This is a genomic window from Mycetocola miduiensis, assembly GCF_900115155.1.
Classification (GTDB): Bacteria; Actinomycetota; Actinomycetes; order Actinomycetales; family Microbacteriaceae; genus Mycetocola_A; species Mycetocola_A miduiensis.
In genome coordinates, this window is record NZ_FOVM01000001.1 from 92,818 (window position 1) to 108,658 (window position 15,841).

Genomic DNA, 15,841 nt, shown 5'->3' on the forward strand with positions numbered 1-15,841 from the left:
GTGGCTTAGTGGTCGGCATCGGCAGCAGAACATACCTTCATGTTTGTTCGCGATCCTACAGAAATCTATGCTCCCCGGCTTCGTGAGAATGTGCGTATAATCCGACGTCGAACTCGGCCGGGACCCCCGGGCACCCCGAAAATGTGAGATCCTTGCGGTGCCAATACACGATTTGCGAGCGAATTGGAACCCCCCTGAATAAATTGGGGCGCCTTATACCCTCCGATACGATTTTTGGTGTTCTGAGGACCAGGATTCGGCTGCCTCTCCCATATCGCACCAGGATCAGGAGTCCCATGCCCACGGAGCAGTTGAGCCCGATTCAGCGGCGCAACAATGTCACCGTTTCAGGCAACCAGGCCGGGCGGCCGATGGTTTTCGCACACGGCTTCGGGTGCAGCCAGGAGATGTGGAACGCCGTGTCTCCCTCGTTCGAGGAGGAGTACCGGGTCGTACGCTACGACCAGGTCGGTGCAGGCGGCTCAGACCTGACCGCCTATGACGCCAACAAGTACGATTCGCTTCACGGCTACGCCGAGGACCTGCTCGACATTTTCGACGACCTCAACCTGCAGGACGCAGTGTTCGTCGGCCATTCGGTCAGCGCCATGATCGGTGTCCTCGCTGCCGCCCGCAACCCGGAGAGGTTCGGCGCCCTCATCCTCGTCGGCCCGTCGCCCCGATACATCAACACCGAGGGATATGTCGGCGGTTTCGAGCAGCACGACATCGACTCGCTCCTTGACGCGCTCGATGCCAACTACCTCGGCTGGTCGGCCGCTATGGCACCGCTCATCATGGGCAACAGCGACAAGCCTGCTCTCGGCGAGACCCTCACCGAGAGCTTCTGCAACGTCGACCCCACCATCGCCGAACATTTCGCACGGGTCACATTCCTCTCCGACAACCGCAGGGATCTGCGGGACGTCACGACGCCAACGCTCATCCTTCAGTGCCAGAACGACATCATCGCGCCGCTGCCCGTCGGGCAATACGTACACGAAGAGATCCCCGGCAGCACGCTCGTCGTGATGTCGGCCACCGGTCACTGCCCCAATCTCTCCGCGCCGGAGGAACTGCGCGACGAAATCCGTGCCTACCTCGGTTGAGCGCGGAACCGAGCTTCCGCCGTCCCAGGAGAATTTCGAGGACCTCTTCGACAATGCCCCCTGCGGCTACGTCGTTACCTCCACTGACTGGGTGATCACGGCTGCCAACGCGACGTTCGCGACGATGACCGGGTACCCGGCGAACGATCTCATCGGCCGGTCGCTGGTGGGCCTTCTGACTCCCGGGAGCCAACTGTTTCACGAGACCCGCCATGTGCCTGTGCTGCGTCTGCAGGGTCGCGCGGACGAGATCGCCCTGTCCATCCAGTGCGCGGACGGAACCACGGTGCCCACGCTGGTGAACTCCGCGTTGGTACCGTCCGACGGCGAACCCGACGAGATCCGGATGGTGCTGTTCGATTCCACCGGGCGTCGCGACTATGAACGCGACCTGCTCGCCGCCCGCCGAGCCGCCGAGTCGTCCGAGGCGCGCGTACGTGTCCTTCAGCGCGCGTCGAGTGCGTTCACCCTCGCCGACACGGAGGAGCGGCTGAGCGCTGCGCTGACGGACACGATCCGGGATGCGTTCACCGCAACGCATGCATCGGTCCTGTTTCTCGACGCCGAAGCCAACCTGCAGCTCGTCTCCGGCACGAATCCGCTAGAGGAACTGATCGCGAGCGGCGCAGCGACGCCCGCGACGGAGGCACTCCGGCTCGGACGGACCGTCACGATCTCGACCCCCGAAGAGGCCGACGTGTTCGTTCCCGGCCTGGGGGACGCCTTGCGCGGGGCGCGACTCGAGGCCGCCATGGCTACACCGCTGCTCGACAAGGGCCAGACGACCGGAGTCGTGGTCAGCCACTTCGGACGGCAGAGGCGCTTCGACGAAGGCTCGATCGAGCTCTTCGAGACGCTGGCGAGGCAGGCCTCGCACGTGCTCGCCCGCATCCGGCTCCAGGAGCAGCTCGCGGAACTGGCGCTGCACGACCAGCTCACCGGGCTCGCCAACCGCAAGCTGCTCGAGGAACGCCTCGACCAGACAGTCGCGGCGGTGATCCGCAAGCAGCGCGCCGTCGCCATCCTGTTCCTCGACCTCGACGGCTTCAAAGTCGTCAATGACCAGTGCGGGCATGCGGTCGGGGATTCCGTCCTCCAGCAGATCTCAGCGCGCCTGCGCGACGTCATCCGGGCGGGCGACACCATCGGCCGGTACGGAGGGGATGAGTTCGTCATCATCTGTGACGATACCGAGGCGGCCTCTGCCACCGTGATCGCCGACCGCATCCGGACCGTTGTCCGTGAGCCGCTGGATGGCGTACCTGACTCGTGCCCGATCTCCGCCAGCATCGGAATCGCCCTGCTCGGCCCGACGACGAACCCCGCCATCTCCTCGGATAACGTGCTTCAACTGGCGGATGCTGCGATGTACGAATCGAAGAACGGCGGTAAGGACCGTGTCACAACGGTCTCGGTGTAACTCGTTAGAATTGGTGTGGTCGCCGCTCATCCCCTGGTGCGGCCTGAATCTGAAAATGTGGAGGTTGCTGGTGGGAACGCTCACTTACGACTCGAAAGTGACCGCTAGCATCGACGATCGGATCCTCGCGCACCTGCAGGTGGTCATGCTGGCGAAGCTGCGCCGAGGCGAGCCGTTCGCTTTCACCTGGAACGAGAACGCCAACGGTCTCGGCCGGACGACGATCTGGATCCACAACGCGATCTCGCTCACGTTCCAGTACTACGGCGGCAAGGTTCCGCCGATCAACTCCCGCTGGATCCAGGCCCTCGTGCGCTCATCGAACTCGGTGAGCGGGCTGGAGATCCTCCCGGAACCCCCAGCCCTGCCAGCCAGCGCAAGCCCCGAGGCAGCACTGTTGTAAACACCCCGCGACGGGCCCGAACGGCGACGGTCAGACGCGCGCCGGCTGTGACTCCTGTACCACCCGTGGCAGTTCGGTCACCGGGACCAGCACGATGTCCTCGACCTTCCAGTCGAGCGCGATGCATCCGTCGCGTGCCTCGTTGAGATCGGAGAGGCTCACCTTGCGCCGGGAGCGCGGCACCACGAACGATTCGATGTGGAAGACGTGACCCTGGTCGCGGGCGCGTGAACCGGCATCCGCGACCCAGTCGAGCGAACGGAGGTACTCGTCGACCTTGTGCACGATCGGGTGGGGTTTCGCGTCGTCGAAGGTCATGGCGCGGGTGTCCATGAGATCTTCGACGGCGGCGCGGGTGTTCTTCAGCCCGTCCCAGAGGATGCTGCCGGCGATGAACAGTGCTGCTGCCGAGTCCGCCCACCACAGTCCGAGTCCGATGCCGCCCACACCCACGATGGACCCGACGGCGGTCATCCAGTCTGCTTTGTTCATGTCGGCGTCTGCGTACAGCACTTTGTCGTGCAGTTCCCGCGCGAGTTTCATCTTTGCCCGGCCGATGAACACCGGCGGGAGGGCGATGAGCGCCATGACGCCCATCATCAGCCAGCCCAGCCAGAAAACCTGCCCGAACAATTCGACCGAGCCGATGCTCGGGTGCTCAGCGGCGATCAGTCCCGTTGCCGAGTCGATGATGAGGAAGGTGCCCATGGTGACGAGGGCGACCGCGGCGACGAGGTGGCCGACACCGACCGAGCGGTGGTACCCGTACGGATGCGTGGGGTTGGGTTTTTTGCGTGCCACGCGGAGCGCGACAAGGAACACGATCGGCGGGATGAAGGAGAGAAGATCCTCAATCCAGGCGGCCTTCATCGCTTGGGAATTGCCCAGCACGAGGAAGACCAGGGTCACGGTGACGACAAGGAAGCCGATCGTGATCCACTCGAGCCGGATTGCCTTCTTCAGGGTCTCTTGTTGTTTTTCGGGGAGTTCGGTTTCGCCGAATCCTGCGCCATCGTCAGCGGGATGGTTGTTGCCGTTCACGGTGCACCCTCCTGGTTGAGCAGGAACTGCTCAAGTTCGAGGAGAAACGCGTTCTCCCCCATCGCCGCGGCCATGACGTGGTTCTCTAACCCCTTACTCGTCGTCACTTCGGTAAACGGCTTGGTGATTGCCGCTTTGTTCACCCACGGTGTTTTGTCGGTGAACCCGCCGATGACCATGTCGAGCGCGCCTTCGTGCAGCTGGGTGAAGAGTTTCTCCTCTCCGCCTTCCACCCACGCGACCTCGGCTTCGATCGACTCGGCGAACTCCTCGACCAGGGCGACTTCGATTCCGGATGCTTCACCCCCGTCGCTCATGTCCGTCCACTCGCCGTTGGGCGAGATGCCGACGCGCAGGGTGCCTCCGCTGACCCGGTCGAGGGTTCCTTCAGGGTCGGCCGGAATACTCGACGCACACCCCGAGAGGTTCGCCGCCAGCACGAGCGCTACGGCGGCGAAACGGAGTCGGATCCGGCGGTTCATAGCCACACCATAGTCCCGAACGGGCGACCCGGCCCTCGACTTGCAGGGCGTTCCCTCCTCTGCTTTGATTCGGTTTTCCGCGCAAGGCAAACAGACCCACGTTACCGGCATCCGTTGCATCAGTCAGAACCGGTGGCAAGGCCTTGACCGGGTTTCCTGCGGCGAAGGATGGTTGAACAATGGCACTATCCGAGACCCTGACCAAGCAGGGCACTTTCCCCACTCCCCCGTTCTCCGCCCGCGGCCCGCTGAGCGTCCGCTTGCTCGACCTGCTCAGCGCCGCCCCCGACGGCGACCCGCACCTCATTCCGCTCGCCGATGAAGCACTCCAGGCGGCGACCGACATCGTGCACGACGATGACATCCAGCTTGCGCTGTTTCTGCTGTACGGGCTCCACTACGGGTCCGTCGTGGAGACGGATGACGCATGGGAGTGGCATCCGTCGCTCATCGCCCTTCGCCTGCACCTTGAGGCGGCATTCGAAGCGGAGCTGCGCCGCGTGGTGCCCGTGCCTGCACTGCCCGAGCCGTCGAGTGCGGCGGTTGCGGCCGCCCTGTTCGCGCTCACCGGCGAGGATTCAGGGCCGAGCCTGTCACGCTACATCGCCGCGAAGGCCAACCGGGAGCAGCTAGCTGAGTTCCTCGTACACCGGTCGATCTACACACTCAAGGAGGCCGACCCGCACTCGTGGGCAATCCCGCGGCTGACCGGGCGCGCGAAGGCCGCGATGGTCGAAATCCAGTCCGACGAGTACGGCGGCGGGCGGCCCGAACGGATGCACGCCACCATCTTCGCCGGCATGATGCGCGGCCTCGGCCTCGACGACCGGTATGGATCCTATGTCGACCAGGTTCCGGCCGTGACCCTGGCGTCCCTCAACATGATGAGCATGTTCGGGCTGAACCGGCGGTTGCGCGGGGCGATCGCCGGGCACCTCGCGGCGTTCGAGATGACGTCATCGATCCCGTGCGGGCTGTATTCGCGGGGGTTCCGCCGCAACGGATTCGGCCAGGACGTCACCTGGTACTTCGATGAGCACGTCGAAGCGGATGCCGTCCACGAACAGATCGCAGGGCGAGACCTTGCAGGATCCCTCGCCGAGGACGAACCTTCGCTCCTTCCCGACATTCTGTTCGGGGCGGCCGCGTGCCTGACCGTCGACGGCTGGGCAGGCGCCCACATCCTCGACGCGTGGACCGCCGGGAATTCCGCGTTGCGGGTCCCTTTGGTGACGGGCGCTGCTGCGTCCGCGCCGGCATCCGGTTCGGAGTCCTGATCGTGGAGGCAGACATGAGCGACCTCAACCGGGCTGCGCCGCGGATCGTCGCATGCCCGAACGGTCCGCTGCTCGTGCGCGGCGAACTCGACCTCGTGACGCCGGAGGGCGACCCGATCGAACGCAAGCGCAGGACCATCGCCCTGTGCCGGTGCGGCGTGTCGTCGATCAAGCCGTTCTGCGACGGGACGCACAAGGCGATCGGGTTCACCACCACCGAGTGACGCGCACAGTTCCCAGGAGATCGCACGGTTATCAGGACCGAACGGGTGAATCCGTCCTGCATACCGCGCGATCTCCTGATTTGCGTGTGACACGACGGATGCCGGTGGCCGCGTACGCTGGAACGTGTGACTTCGACCCGCCCCGCGTCCCGTGCACCTCTGGGAGCCGCGGGACTTGTCCTGGCCGGACTGTTCTGCCAGGAACTCGGAGCGTCGTTCGCGGTTCTGCTGTTTCCGACGGTGGGTGCACTCGGAATGGTGGCGCTGCGCCTCGTCTTCTCGGCGATCGTTCTCTTACTGATCTGCCGCCCGAGGCTGCGCGCGCACTCGCGGCGGGACTGGCTCACCGTCACCGGTTTCGGGCTCACCCTCGCCGCCATGAATGTGCTCTTCTACGAGGCACTGGCCCGGTTGCCGCTCGGCGCCGCCGTGACCATCGAAGTCCTCGGGCCGCTGCTGCTCTCGGTGATCGTGAGCAGGCGAGCGGCGAGCTGGCTGTGGGCCGTGCTCGCGTTCGTCGGCGTAGCCCTCCTCAGCCGGGGTGGCCTCGAGGAACTCGACCCGGTCGGAGTCGCGTTCGCCGCCGGCGCCGGGGTGGCGTGGGCCGGGTACATCCTCATGTCGGCGCGTACCGGGGCGCGGTTCCCGAAGCTCGACGGTCTCGCCATCGCGATGGCGATCGGGGCGATCGTGACGCTGCCGTTCGGCCTGGCCACGTCGGGGTCAGCGCTGTTCTCGCCGGCAGTACTGCTGCTGGGCCTGGCTGTCGCCCTGCTGTCGTCGGCGATCCCCTACGCGCTCGAACTCCTCGCACTGCGCCGGCTCGCCGCCGCCTCGTTCTCGATCCTGATGAGCCTCGCCCCGGCTATCGCCGCCATCGCCGGGGCCCTGGTGCTCGGGCAGGAGCTAACCCTGATCAGCGGGTTCGCCATTCTGCTTGTGGTCGCTGCGAGCGCAGGAGCCGTGCGGTCAGCATCCCTCCACGCCAGGAGACAGGCCGATCAGGCCGTGCCCGTCCCCTGAGAGCGGATGCCGCCAGCGCACGCGTTGCAGGAGATCGCACGTTTTTCAGGACCAAACCCGCGAAAGCATCCTGATAACCGTGCGATCTCCTGATTTGCGTGCGCACCCTCCGGCGCGACACAAGGACATAGGCACCGCGCAAGGACCGCAGCCGTACAGCGTCCTTATCTGGTGCCTATCCTTACCTCGGGCTGACCGAGATCTCGGCCCGGTCGGCACGACGACCGGCATCCCCAGCACCAGCACCAGCACCAGCACCGGCCACCGCGCCAGGCCGCAGGTCGAGCCGCCGCAGCAGCTGGGCGTTGAGCGCCACAATGATCGTGGAGAGCGACATCAGCAGCGCACCCACCGCCATCGGCATCACGAAACCGATCGGGGCCAGAACTCCGGCGGCGAGCGGCACCGACAGCAGGTTGTAGCCGGCCGCCCACCACAGGTTCTGCTTCATCTTGCGGTAGCTGGCGCGCGACAGTTCGATCACCGAAAGCACCGACCGCGGGTCATCGCTGGCGAGGATCACACCGGCGGAGGCGATCGCGACATCCGTCCCGGCGCCGATCGCGAGCCCGACATCGGCCTGCGCCAGGGCGGGAGCGTCGTTGACCCCGTCGCCGACCATCGCGACCCGGCGGCCCTCGGACTGTAACTCGGCCACCCGCGCGGACTTGTCTTCGGGGCGAACGCCGGCGAACACGCGGTCGATGTCGAGAGCATCCGCCACCGATTGCGCCACCGGTAGCGCGTCTCCCGTGATCATCACCACCCGGATGCCACGGGCATGCAAGGCGCGGACCGCATCGAACGATTCCGGCCGCACCTCGTCGGCAATCGACAACGCTCCCGCCACCTGACCGTCGACGAGCACGTGGAGCACCGTGGAACCAGATCCGCCCCAGGCGTCGGCCGCAGCCAGCGGCGACACGCCCCGCCGCTCCAGCAGGTACGGGCCGCCCACCGCAACGGATGTTCCGTCCACCATCGCTGAGACGCCCTCGGCTGGCGACGAACGGAAGTCGCTCGCGGGCGACAGCGACAGATGTGAGGCGGCACGCACGATCGCCCGCGCCAGCGGATGCTCGCTGTCGGACTCCGCCGAAGCGGCGAGCGCCAGAACGTGATCCGATGTGAAGCCGTCGGCGGGCACCACAGCGGACACCACAGGCTTTCCGCGGGTCAGCGTTCCGGTCTTGTCGAAGACCACGGTGTCGACAGTGCGCATACTCTCGAGCGCCAGCCGGTCCTTCACGAGCACGCCGCCGCGCGCCGCGCGTTCGGTCGCGATCGACACCACGAGCGGAATGGCCAGCCCAAGCGCATGCGGGCAGGCGATGACGAGAACGGTGATCGTGCGGATCACGGCGTCGTCGGGCATCCCGAGCATCGTCCAGACGATGGCCGTGATTACCGCGGCCCCCAGCGCGAACCAGAACAGCCAGCCGGCGGCGGTGTCCGCGAGCCGTTGCGCCCGCGACGACGAGTTCTGCGCGTCTGCGACCAGGCGACGGATGCCAGCGAGCGCGGTCTGCTCTCCCACCGCAGTGACGCGGAGGCGCAGCCCACTGTCGGTCGCGACCGTACCGGCAACAACGGGGTCACCGACCCCACGGCGGACGGGCATCGACTCGCCGGTGACCATGGCTTCGTCGATGTCGGCGCTTCCTTCGGCGATCTGCCCATCGGCGGGGATCCGCCCGCCGGGGCGAACCACGACGAGGTCACCGACCTCGAGGGCAGCGGGCGGCACAGACACGACGGTATCGCCCTCGACACGTTCGGCTTCGTCCGGGATCAGCGCTGCAAGCGAGTCGAGCGCCGACGAGGTCTGGGCGAGCGACTTCATTTCGATCCAGTGCCCGAGCAGCATGATCACGATCAGGAGCGCAAGCTCCCACCAGAAGTCGAGCCGATGGTCGAGGATGCCGAGGTACGCGCCCCACGAAGCAAGGAATGCGACGGTGATCGCAAGGCCGATCAGCAGCATCATGCCCGGCTTTCGTGCTTTGAGCTCGTCGACCGCGCCGACGAGGAACGGCTTGCCGCCCCAGACGTACATGACGGTGCCAAGGACGGGCGAGATCCAGCCGACCCAGGCGGCATCGGGCAGCGGATAGCCGAGGATGTCGGCGAACATCGGACTGAATGCCACAACAGGGATGGCGAGCAGCAGCATCACCCAGAACAGCCGGCGGAACTGGCCGACGTGATCGCCGTGGCCGGCGTGGCCGGCGTGGCCCATGTGCCCCGAGTGATCCTCGTGCGCCCCGCCGTTCGCTTCAGGGAGCGAAACGTGCCCCACGTGCGCTTCCCCGCTCGCTTGAGGGAGCGAAGCGACCGAAGCGTGCGCACCGTGCTCCATCCCCACGTGCCCGTGATGCGCGGCCCTCTCCGGCGGTTCACCGCCCGAGGTCGCTTCGGCGTCTCGCCCGGCGTGGTCCTCATGTGCGTTCATGGCTTCACCGTATACCCCCTAGGGGTATCAGGCAAGGGTGTGCGAGAATACCCCCGGCGGGTATATTTGTACGACGCCATCAAGGAGGACTTCATGCACGGCTACGTCGACAACAAAGCCGACCTGACCAAGCGGCTGCGTCGCGCCGAAGGCCAGGTCCGTGGCATCCAGCGCATGGTCGAAGACGATGTGTACTGCATCGACATCCTCACCCAGGTGTCGGCGGCGACGAAGGCGCTCGAAACCGTCGCCCTGCAGCTGCTCGAAGACCACCTCAGCCACTGCGTCGCCGAGGCCACCCGCGAAGGCGGTCCCGTCGCCGACGAGAAGCTGCGCGAAGCATCCGCCGCCATTGCGCGACTCGTGCGCTCCTGATTTCATATCCTTCACAGCACCCCATATCTACACCGCACCAAGGAGACGTCATGCCTGCTCATCACGACCTCGGACTGAGCGCACGCTCTGACCTGCGCTCCGCTCGGGACCTCGGACTCACCGACGTGAACGCCAGCGGCGGCGGGTGCGGTTGCGGACACGGCGGCGGCGGATGCGCGTGCGGCGAACACAGCGCGGGTGCTGCGACTTCGGCAGCCGCTACTGCGGTGGTAACCGAGTTGTCGGTGTCAGGCATGACGTCCGGCACCTGTGTGCGGTACGTCACCGAGGAACTTGCCGAGATCTACGGTGTCAACGGTGTGGATGTGACGCTCAACCCGACCGGGACCTCCACCGTGGTGGTTTTGAGCGAGTTTCCGCTCGACCGGGCACACGTCGCGGCCGCCATCGAAGAGGCGGGGTACGCGCTCGTCAGCACGCCGCTCTTCTCCCCGAACCTCTGAACTCACTTAAGGAGACTCTTATGACGACCGGACCCCTTCACGACCTCGGACTGACCGAGAAGCGCACGGGCCTCGACGCACCGAGCGGCGGATGTTGCGGCGGCGGAGCGGGCGGATGCGCCTGCAGCCAGGCGGCGCCCGCCCCAGCGTTGCGTGCCGACACGGTGACCGGAGCGCCCACGACACGCGTTTCGATGACCCCCGTCACATCCGTTCTCGGAATCACAGGAATGACCTGCGGCCACTGCATCGCGTCGGTGATGAACGAGCTCGAGACGATCCAGGGTGTCGACTCGGTCGATGTGCTGCTGAACAACGGTGGGGTGTCACGGGTCACGGTGACGAGTGCGTACGCCCTCGACCCGGATGCCGTCAGCGCCGCCGTCGACGAAGCCGGCTACGAGCTCGCCGACATCGACGCCGACTAGAAGCCGCGGCCGCGAGCACGTCGGCTAACGCCCTTCAGGTAACGAAAGAACCCCGAATAACACGCTATTCGGGGTTCTTTCGTTACCGGAATGCTCATCAACCGGTCGGATGGGGCGCCGTCTAGCTTGCGTGGCCCACAGCCGCCAGCACGTCGACGAGGGTGCCGGGGTCGCACCGGTTCCGACGCGCGCGACCTCGGCCGACGCGATCCCGCCCTTGGCTGCAGCGAGCGGGGGCCAGGAGCGCTCACCCCCGCAACTGCGGCGACGCCTCCACGTTGGCATGCTCCGCGATCCCGCGCACGATCTCGCCGAGCGCAACCGTCGAGGAGACTCGCGGAGACCAGTCCAGCTCATCCCTCGCCCGCGCCGTCGACATCACGGGAACCATCGCGCCGGCGTCGATCCAGCCGGGGTCCGCCGCCTGCAAACGCAGCTTCCACGTCACAAAGACCAGCGCGCGGAGCACACGCAGCCGCACCGGCAGCCACCGGGATTGGAGAACGGATGCCACGACCGTCGGGTCGATGATCGGTTCAGCAGCGATATTGAATGCGCCAGCCGCACCGCGTTCGATCACGCGCCAGAAGGCATCCGCCACATCGTCCGAATGCACGACCTGCGCAACGAACTGCCGCGGCAGCGGCACGAACGGCGGCGACACGAAGCGCAACCAGCCCAGCGGCACGAGCTGCCCGACGAAGAGCCCGGCGATCTCGCTGCCCGCACGCCGCTGGAACACGAACCCCGGCCTCAGCCGGCTGACGACGATGGACGGGTAGTCCTCCTCGAACCGGTCGAGCGCCCGCTCGTTGATCGCTTTGTGCCTGCTGTAATGCGACGACGGGATGCCGCCGGCCGGCCAGCGCTCGTCGACCCGGGTGGTCTTCGGGCCCGGGCTGTACGCGGCAACCGAGGAGGCATACGAGAACTGGGGTACCCGGGCAGCGGCGACCGCCGCGAGCACATTCTTGGTCCCTATCACGTTGGTACGCCAGAGGGCTGCTTCATCGTGGTTGGGTTGCAGCGCCCAGCCAAGGTGCACAACGACATCCGCCCCGGCGAAGATCTTCGCAAGCTGCCTGGGCGCGGAGGGCGATCCGATGTCGAGCGCATGCCACGTCGCTCCGCTGTACGGCGCGGCGGCACGATCAGGCAGTCGGCGGCTGACACCCACAATGCCGGTGACCGTCGGCTGCTTGTGCAGTCGACGCAGGAGCGCCGTTCCCAGGTTGCCGGTCGCCCCGACGATGACAATGCGCATACGGACCCTCAGACGGACTGTCCGGGAAAATCGTCCCAGTGGCTCTGGAAAACGGAGAGGTCGTCGCCTTCCATCTCTTGCTCGTGGAATCGCTGTCCGGTTCCACCGGGATCGGTGGCATCAGAGTCGGTGGCGTCGTCGCCCGACTCTTCCACCGGCGCGTCTTCTTCGGGTTCGAACGTCGATGGTTCGCCCGTGTAGCCGACGGCGACGCCCGTGTCAGAATCAGGAATCGTCGAGTCCGGCGGCGGCGTTGTTGCATCGGCGCCCGGTTGATCTGAAGAGCGGTTTTCGGTCTGGTCTGACATCTCGGCTTCCCTCGTTTGACTAGCGACGCCCCGTCACGTCACAGGCAGCGGCATGCTTCGCACGGTCCAGCCGTACTGCGTGTGATTGGGCAACATTACCCTTGGTAAACGCAAAAAAGGTGGCCCTTGTGCAATCCAGTTTTCGCGCTATGCGAGCGTCCGCGAGCGCAGCCGTTTGGGCGGATGAGCGGATGCCGCTCACGGCACGCGAACGGCATCCGCAGGACTCGACAAGGGTATTCTGACCGGGGCAACCGAGGCGTAACATTAAGGCAGGGCAGTGTTGTCCAGAGGAAAGCCGAGGGAGGTTGCCGTGCCTGACGCGTTCGCCGAAGCCATGGACGCACTGACCGGTCCCACGCCCCCCGGCACCAGCCTGGCAATACCGATCGCCGACGCGCTTCCGGTCAGCGGAGTGGCCATTTCGACAATGGGCGACTTTCTCGGCAATGAAACCCTCTCCGCGTCTGACGCGCTTGCCGCCCGACTCGACGAGTTACAGTTCGACCTCGGCGAAGGCCCGTGCTGGGACGCCTTCGAGTCGAGGAGGCCGGTTCTCGAACCGAATCTGCGGCAGCACCCTGGCGGAATCTGGCCCGCTTTTTCCGATGCGATCCGGCGGGAGAACATCGGCGCGATCCACGCCTTCCCTCTCTTTGTCGGCACTCTCCGACTCGGCGCGATGGATATGTACTCGATCAAACCCGCGTCGCTGAGCGAGGTGCAGACCCGACAAGGCGCCGCCTTCGCGAGGGTAGTGAGCCGTCTCGTGCTCCACCGCGCCCTTGAACGCGCCGGTGGCGACCCGAACTCCCTCACAGACACGCAATTCTCGCGTCGCACCATCCACCAGGCGACGGGAATGGTACTGGCCCAGCTCGACATCCCACCAGACGAGGCCCGGCTCGTCATTCAGGCCCATGCGTTCGCGACGGGGCGCACCATGCAGGAAATCGCAGAAGACATCGTTGACAGGCGACTCAACTTCTCGATGAGAGACTCCGGAATCGAGGAATCGCCATGACTGAGCTAACCCGGGAAGGACAGCTCGTGGATGCCTTCGCGACCCTTGCAGACACGCTTGTTGACGACTACGACGCGGTCGACCTTCTGCAGACGCTCGTGGACAACTGCCGCGACCTGCTTGATGTGACGGCCGCCGGCATCTTGCTCACGGACCCGGACGGCAACATCGAAGTGGTCGCGTCGACCAGCGAAGCGTCGCGGCTGGTGGAGGTCATGCAGTTGAGCGCCCAGGCCGGACCCTGCATCGATTGCATCACGACAGGGCAGGCGGTGTCCGTTCCCGACATCAGCAAGAGTCCCCACAAGTGGAATCGGTTCAGGGACAGCGCAGCACAGCAAGGCTTTGCGTCGGTGTACGCGCTTCCCATGCGCCTGCGCGAGACGACCATCGGAGCGCTCAACCTGCTCCGCTCAGACTTCGGAGAGTTGAACGAACGCGATGTTCGGGCGGCACAGGCGCTCGCGGATGTCGCAACAATAGGCATCCTGCACGCGCGCTCCCTGCAGGAGAGCGATGCCGTTCGCGACCAGTTACAGCGGGCGCTGACCTCGCGCATCGTCATCGAGCAGGCCAAGGGCGTGCTCTCGCAGACGCACAGCGTGACGACAGACGAGGCGTTCAACCTGATGCGCCGGTACTCCCGGAACCACGGGATGCTCCTCTCGACGGTAGCGGAACAGGTGGTTTCACGTTCGCTGATAATCGGAGAATGACCCCTTCACTTGCCCCCCCAATCGGGTGTAGTTTGTATGAACGGATTGGTTCCAATCCGTAACGTGCGTCCCCTGGACCCCGGGACGGCCCTCGCCACGCGAGAGTTTGAGCTGAAGGGGTATTGCCATGGAACGCATCCATTATGCGGGCAGTTCATTTGTGACCGGCGACCTGATCGCTCACGCGCTTGTCAACTATGCCCACTTCCTCTCTGCTCACAATACGTCGGCATCGGTGGACATCCCGATTCGCAAAGCTGACGGCACGGTAGGTCGTGCGAACTTCCTGCTCGGTCCGACCAGCCAGCTGGTCTCCGAGTCAGAGGACAGCCGGTTCAGCGAGTTGCTCGACAACGACCTGGTGAAAGTCCTGTACGACCGTTCAGACGGCCAACATGAGTCGAGCCCTCAGACGGTCGCGCCCGAATTGTCATTCAGCGCTTTCTCCTTCGACTACAGCGACCTGGCCGAATCCGTCTGATCACTCCACGACCCGTCGCTGGCCCGGATGATCCTCCTGAGGCGGTTGCCCCGCCTGCCAACGGAGCCGGGCCAGCGACGTCATACCTCGACGCGGCCGTGAAGAGGCCCCACCCAGCCACAGGTGGAACAATGGCACGGTGAGCGACTACCACCCCGAACTTGATGGCTACGAGCCAAATGATGGCCGACCTCTCGCCTCGCAGCGGATCCTGCGCCCAGCTCGCATCCTCATCGTTCTCGGGATTCTCGGACTCGTGCTCCCCGGCATCCTGGTGACCGCTTCAACCGCGACGCGAACCGCTGACCGCAGTTGCAGTATCGTCGTCGCCCGGGATGCACCCTTCGCCAGCGGGTTCGACGCTCGCTTCGAGTTCGCCGGACCCGAGGGTCCTGCCTGGTACTGCTACGCACTTGTCCTCGGTGAGGACGATGTTCTCGTCGGTTCGCTCGGCCTGATCCCGGGTGCCCCTCCGCCCCCGGACCCAGCCTTCGTTCACGCCGAACCTGCCGTCACAACAAACTTGCAAGAATGGACCCATGCCTGAAACCCGCCTGGTCGCGTTCGACCTCGATGACACGCTCGCTCCCTCGAAGTCGCCGATGGACCCGCGGATGTCACAAATCCTCGCCGACCTCCTCGACGTCGTGCCGGTGTGCATCATCTCCGGCGGCCAGTTCGCCCAGTTCAAGATGCAGGCGATCGACAACCTGCCCAAGGCCGGCTCGGCGCACCTCGAGCGCCTGCACCTGATGCCGACGTGTGGCACCCAGTACTTCCGGTTCGAGAACGACGCCTGGGAGCAGGTCTACGCCGAGAACCTCACCGAAGACGAAAAGAGCCGTGCCCTTGCCGCTGTCGAGGCGCGCGCGAAGGAGCTCGGCTTCTGGGAGTCGGACACCTGGGGCCCGATCCTCGAAGACCGCGGTTCGCAGATCACGTTCTCGGCCCTCGGCCAGGCTGCGCCGGTTGCGGCGAAGCAGGCCTGGGACCCGACCGGCGAGAAGAAGAACACGCTCCGTGAGGCCGTTGCCGCCGACATCCCCGACCTCGAGGTCCGTTCGGGCGGCTCCACGTCCGTCGACATCACCCGCAAGGGAATCGACAAGGCGTACGGGATGAAGAAGCTCGCCGAGCTCACCGGCATCCCGCTCGACGACATGCTCTTCGTCGGTGACCGCCTCGACGAGAACGGCAACGACTACCCGGTGAAGGCCCTGGGCGTGCGCTGTGAAGCAGTAGACGGCTGGGAAGACACCGCACGCTTCATCGAGGCGCTGATTCCGCAGTTGCGAGCCGCCGCGTAGCCCTCACGCGGATGCCGCGGCCAGCTTGCTCGGTCGCAAACGG

19 protein-coding genes are annotated in these 15,841 nt (G+C 65.6%); 14 read left to right on the forward strand and 5 right to left on the reverse strand.

The features are described from left to right. Positions 1-296: 296 nt before the first annotated feature. From BM197_RS00410 to BM197_RS00420, 3 genes are read left to right on the forward strand one after another with little or no spacing between them, the layout of a single operon-like run. The gene (locus tag BM197_RS00410) at positions 297-1,109 is read left to right on the forward strand and encodes an alpha/beta fold hydrolase (protein ID WP_090707866.1); all 813 of its coding nucleotides are present in this window, start codon (positions 297-299) and stop codon (positions 1,107-1,109) included. Beyond that, a complete protein-coding gene (locus tag BM197_RS00415; protein ID WP_090707868.1) occupies positions 1,093-2,529 on the forward strand; it encodes a diguanylate cyclase in 1,437 nt (478 codons plus the stop codon). The genes BM197_RS00410 and BM197_RS00415 overlap by 17 nt, the downstream gene beginning before the upstream one ends. A 55-nt stretch (positions 2,530-2,584) precedes the next feature. Continuing rightward, complete coding sequence (locus BM197_RS00420; protein ID WP_483869182.1) at positions 2,585-2,932, forward strand: DUF7882 family protein; 348 nt, start codon at positions 2,585-2,587, stop codon at positions 2,930-2,932. A 30-nt stretch (positions 2,933-2,962) separates the two neighbouring features. Here BM197_RS00420 and BM197_RS00425 read toward each other — a convergent pair whose 3' ends face one another. Continuing rightward, positions 2,963-3,973, reverse strand: a complete 1,011-nt coding sequence (locus tag BM197_RS00425; RefSeq protein ID WP_090707870.1) for a cation efflux transmembrane domain-containing protein — start codon at positions 3,971-3,973, stop codon at positions 2,963-2,965. After that, positions 3,970-4,455 (reverse strand): transporter substrate-binding domain-containing protein, encoded by a 486-nt coding sequence (locus tag BM197_RS00430; protein WP_090707872.1) that lies wholly within the window; start codon positions 4,453-4,455, stop codon positions 3,970-3,972. Before BM197_RS00430 ends, BM197_RS00425 begins: the two co-directional genes overlap by 4 nt. Positions 4,456-4,634: 179 nt before the next feature. Between BM197_RS00430 and BM197_RS00435 the strand changes: the two genes are divergently transcribed. The 3 genes from BM197_RS00435 (at position 4,635) to BM197_RS00445 (ending at position 6,979) form a co-directional block, all read left to right on the forward strand. Then, positions 4,635-5,732, forward strand: coding sequence for an iron-containing redox enzyme family protein (locus tag BM197_RS00435; RefSeq protein WP_090707873.1), 1,098 nt, complete (start codon positions 4,635-4,637; stop codon positions 5,730-5,732). Positions 5,733-5,746: 14 nt separating this feature from the next. Then, positions 5,747-5,956, forward strand: a complete 210-nt coding sequence (locus BM197_RS00440; protein ID WP_090708872.1) for a CDGSH iron-sulfur domain-containing protein — start codon at positions 5,747-5,749, stop codon at positions 5,954-5,956. A gap of 126 nt (positions 5,957-6,082) precedes the next feature. After that, positions 6,083-6,979 (forward strand): EamA family transporter, encoded by an 897-nt coding sequence (locus tag BM197_RS00445; protein WP_245762325.1) that lies wholly within the window; start codon positions 6,083-6,085, stop codon positions 6,977-6,979. A gap of 181 nt (positions 6,980-7,160) precedes the next feature. Here the strand turns inward: BM197_RS00445 and BM197_RS00450 are convergent, their stop codons facing one another. Next, positions 7,161-9,431 carry a heavy metal translocating P-type ATPase gene (locus BM197_RS00450; RefSeq protein ID WP_090707875.1) on the reverse strand — a complete coding sequence of 757 codons (2,271 nt, stop codon included), beginning with the start codon at positions 9,429-9,431 and terminating at the stop codon, positions 7,161-7,163. Positions 9,432-9,524: 93 nt separating this feature from the next. On the opposite strand from BM197_RS00450, the gene BM197_RS00455 reads away from it, so the two are divergent. Genes BM197_RS00455 through BM197_RS16520 form a run of 3 tightly spaced genes read left to right on the forward strand, consistent with a single transcriptional unit; the run spans position 9,525 to position 10,698 of the window. Next, entirely contained in the window at positions 9,525-9,806 is a 282-nt protein-coding gene (locus BM197_RS00455; protein WP_090708875.1) for a metal-sensitive transcriptional regulator, read from the forward strand. A gap of 50 nt (positions 9,807-9,856) precedes the next feature. Continuing rightward, a complete protein-coding gene (locus BM197_RS16515; protein ID WP_245762326.1) occupies positions 9,857-10,270 on the forward strand; it encodes a heavy-metal-associated domain-containing protein in 414 nt (137 codons plus the stop codon). Between the two features lie 20 nt (positions 10,271-10,290). Next, positions 10,291-10,698, forward strand: a complete 408-nt coding sequence (locus BM197_RS16520) for a heavy-metal-associated domain-containing protein (protein WP_245762327.1) — start codon at positions 10,291-10,293, stop codon at positions 10,696-10,698. A 247-nt stretch (positions 10,699-10,945) separates the two neighbouring features. Here the strand turns inward: BM197_RS16520 and BM197_RS00470 are convergent, their stop codons facing one another. Together BM197_RS00470 and BM197_RS00475 are read right to left on the reverse strand one after the other, a co-directional pair. Further along, positions 10,946-11,962 carry an NAD-dependent epimerase/dehydratase family protein gene (locus BM197_RS00470; RefSeq protein ID WP_090707876.1) on the reverse strand — a complete coding sequence of 339 codons (1,017 nt, stop codon included), beginning with the start codon at positions 11,960-11,962 and terminating at the stop codon, positions 10,946-10,948. A gap of 8 nt (positions 11,963-11,970) precedes the next feature. Continuing rightward, the gene (locus BM197_RS00475) at positions 11,971-12,270 is read right to left on the reverse strand and encodes a hypothetical protein (RefSeq protein ID WP_090707878.1); all 300 of its coding nucleotides are present in this window, start codon (positions 12,268-12,270) and stop codon (positions 11,971-11,973) included. A 313-nt stretch (positions 12,271-12,583) separates the two neighbouring features. Between BM197_RS00475 and BM197_RS00480 the strand changes: the two genes are divergently transcribed. The 5 genes from BM197_RS00480 to BM197_RS00500 all read left to right on the forward strand — a co-directional run bounded on the left by BM197_RS00480 (position 12,584) and on the right by BM197_RS00500 (position 15,798). After that, positions 12,584-13,294: a GAF and ANTAR domain-containing protein gene (locus tag BM197_RS00480; protein WP_090707880.1), complete on the forward strand. Its 711-nt coding sequence runs from the start codon at positions 12,584-12,586 to the stop codon at positions 13,292-13,294. Continuing rightward, entirely contained in the window at positions 13,291-14,010 is a 720-nt protein-coding gene (locus tag BM197_RS00485; RefSeq protein ID WP_090707881.1) for an ANTAR domain-containing protein, read from the forward strand. Before BM197_RS00480 ends, BM197_RS00485 begins: the two co-directional genes overlap by 4 nt. A gap of 127 nt (positions 14,011-14,137) precedes the next feature. After that, positions 14,138-14,491, forward strand: coding sequence for a hypothetical protein (locus BM197_RS00490; protein WP_090707883.1), 354 nt, complete (start codon positions 14,138-14,140; stop codon positions 14,489-14,491). A gap of 139 nt (positions 14,492-14,630) precedes the next feature. Further along, positions 14,631-15,038 (forward strand): hypothetical protein, encoded by a 408-nt coding sequence (locus tag BM197_RS00495; protein WP_090707884.1) that lies wholly within the window; start codon positions 14,631-14,633, stop codon positions 15,036-15,038. After that, complete coding sequence (locus tag BM197_RS00500) at positions 15,031-15,798, forward strand: HAD-IIB family hydrolase (RefSeq protein ID WP_090707886.1); 768 nt, start codon at positions 15,031-15,033, stop codon at positions 15,796-15,798. The genes BM197_RS00495 and BM197_RS00500 overlap by 8 nt, the downstream gene beginning before the upstream one ends. Positions 15,799-15,841: the final 43 nt, after the last annotated feature.